The organism is Corallococcus exercitus, from assembly GCF_003611585.1.
In the GTDB taxonomy this organism is placed as follows: Bacteria; Myxococcota; Myxococcia; order Myxococcales; family Myxococcaceae; genus Corallococcus; species Corallococcus exercitus.
Map to the genome: position 1 here is coordinate 1 of NZ_RAVW01000698.1, position 2,762 is coordinate 2,762.

Here is a 2,762-nt window from a genome sequence, read left to right on the forward strand (position 1 = left end):
GGACGTGGCCTATCCCCGGCGGGCGGTGCGGGCGGCGCTCATCGGCGTGATGCTGTCTGGCTTCACGTCGATGCTGTATCAGGTGACGTGGATCCGCCTGCTGGCCATCGTGCTGGGCGCTTCCACGTATGCCTTCACGCTCATCCTGACGGCGTTCATCCTGGGCATCGGCCTGGGCAGCTTCTGGCTGATGACGCGCAAGGAGGGTGGGGATTCGCTGAAGCTGTATGGCTGGACGCAGGTGGGGCTGGTGTTGAGCCTCTGCGTGGCGCTGCCCCTGTACGTGCGGCTGCCGCACCTGTTCCGCTGGTCGGAGTGGATGCTCACGCGCGCGGTGGAGACGTGGCCCATCTTCCAGGGCATCACCTTCGCGTTCTGCTGCGTGGTGCTGCTGGTACCCACGTTCATCATGGGCGCGGCGTTCCCGGCGGCGGCCCGCGTGGCCACGGCGAAGGTGTCCGAGGTGGGGCGCGAGCTGGGCGGCGTGTACCTGTGGAACACGGTGGGCACCATCTCCGGCTCCGTGCTGGGCGGGCTGGTGCTGATGCCCTTCTGGGGCATGCAGGGCAACTTCATCGCGGGCGCGGTGGCGAACCTCATCGCCGCGGCCCTGGCGTTCCGCGCGCTGTCCGCTCCGAAGGAAGGGGAGGGCGCAGGCGCGGTGCCGCCGGCTCCGGCCTGGCGGACCTTCGCACCGGTGGGCGTGGCGGCGGTGCTGGCGGCGGTGGTGCTGGGCAGCATGCAGGGCTGGCCGCAGCGGCTGTCCAGCATCGCGGCGGTGCGCGCGTACCAGAAGCCGCCGGAGAGCTACTCGAAGCTGGTGGAGGACACGGAGAAGACCATCGTCCCGCGCTTCTACGCGGACGACACCTTCGCCACGGTGATGGTGGGGGACCTTGCCAGCGAGAGCCTCCGCTTCATGAAGATCAACGGCAAGACGGACGCCACGAACGGGGGCGACATCGAGACGCAGGTGATGGCCGGCCACCTGGGCGTGCTGCTGCACCCGCGCGACCCGAAGAACGTGCTGGTCATCGGCTCCGGCGCGGCCATCACCACGGGCAGCGTGCTGGCGCACCCGGTGGAGCGCCTGGACATGGTGGAAATCTCACCGGCGGTCATCGAGGCGGCGCGCCTGTTCAAGGCGGACAACCGCAACGCGGTGGATGATCCGCGCACGCACGTGCACATCGATGACGCGAAGACGTTCATGGCGCTGGCGCCCATCAAGTACGACCTCATCGTCAGCGTGCCGTCCAACCCCTGGGTGACGGGCGTGTCCGGCCTCTTCACGCGCGACTTCTTCCAGCTGGTGGACAAGCACCTGACGGACGACGGCGTGCTGGTGCAGTGGATCCACACCTACGAGAGCAACCGCGAGCTGGTGCGGCTGGTGATGCGCACGCTGCACGACACCTTCCCGCACGCCACGACGTGGCTGGGGCCGGAGGACCTGGTGATGGTGGCCAGCCGCAAGCCGCTGTCGTTCGACGAGGCGGCGGTCGCCGCGCGCATGGCCCGGCCGGACGTGAAGGCGGACCTGGCGCGGGTGGAGATCCACGACCTGTTCGGCCTGCTGTCCAAGCAGGTGCACACCGAGGCCGGCCAGAAGGACTTCGCGGGTGAGGGGCCCATCAACACGGACGACCACAACCTGCTGGAGTACGCCTCGCCGGTGGCCTTCTTCCTGGCGAACCTGGACGTGCGCGTGAAGGACGAGCGCCGGGCTCCGGACAGCGGGCCGGGGCTGCTCTTGCATCAGTACCTGCGCGAGCACCCGCCCACCGCCGAGCAGGTCGCGGGGCTGTACCGCAACGTGGAGCGCTACCACTCGGAGAAGGACCCGGTGGTCCGCGGCGTGGCGGCGCTGTGGCGATCGCTGGCGCCGGAGGACCCGGCGGCGGCGCTCGCGCTGGGCCGCGCGGTGCTGGCGCAGGGCGACCTGACGCTCGCGGCGTCGCTGCTGGAGCCGGAGGTGGCGAAGGGCGGCCGTTCCCCGGAGCTGGTGACGGAGTACCTCAAGCTGGTGACGGCCCGGACCTGGTCGGCGCGCACGGTGTGGACGCCCCTGAACGCGGACGGGGCGCTGGCGGTGGGCCGGGAGGTGGCGGCGCGCCATCCCCAGGACACGAAGCTGCAGAAGGCGTTCAAGGCCTACTGCGAGGCGTTGCCGCCGGCCGCCTGTGAGAACACGGCGCGTACGCCCACCGCGGCGCCCGGCGGGCCCTGAAACAGGGCGGATCCGACCTTGAGTGGCTCTAGACCCGCGATATTCCTTGATCCAGCCCCCCATCCTCCCGATGACGGATGGAGGCGCTTGCCCGCCCGTTGTACTGTCTGTATCGACCCTGACTTCCCGCAGGGTGTGTCTCTCCACCGCTGCAACGACCCCCGGAGCTTCCCATGAACGCGATCGCGAAGGCCCCCAAGAAGCAGTTCCGCAAGAACCGTGGTCAGGGCATGACCGAGTACATCATCATCGTGGCCCTCATCGCGATCGCCGCCATCGGCGTGATCACGCTGTTCGGCGACAACATCCGCAAGCTGTTCGGCGCCTCGGCCGCGGCGCTGGCCGGTGAGGACAACGTGGCGAACGACGGCCAGACGGCGTCCGACGCGCTGAAGAAGAAGACGATGAAGAACTTCGGCCAGAACAACACCTACAACTGAGCCACCTCGGTTGTGCGGAAATGGCAGGCCCCTTCCACTGGAAGGGCCTGCCATTTTTCTTTGCGGGGTGGGGGACTCCCGCGGCTCAGGGC

General features: G+C 69.0%; 2 protein-coding genes. Both read left to right on the forward strand.

All coding sequences use genetic code 11. The annotated features are described in order from the left end of the window. Positions 1–2,230: spermidine synthase (locus tag D7W79_RS41020; RefSeq protein ID WP_120530619.1), on the forward strand; the 2,230-nt coding region annotated here is incomplete at its 5' end. Between the two features lie 173 nt (positions 2,231–2,403). Next, entirely contained in the window at positions 2,404–2,670 is a 267-nt protein-coding gene (locus D7W79_RS41025) for a hypothetical protein (RefSeq protein WP_120530620.1), read from the forward strand. The last annotated feature ends 92 nt before the right edge of the window (positions 2,671–2,762 follow it).

Coding starts and splice junctions, on each gene's coding strand:
- D7W79_RS41025 (WP_120530620.1), top strand. CDS start 2,404: ATGAACGCGATCGCGAAGGCCCCCAAGAAGCAGTTCCGCAAGAACCGT.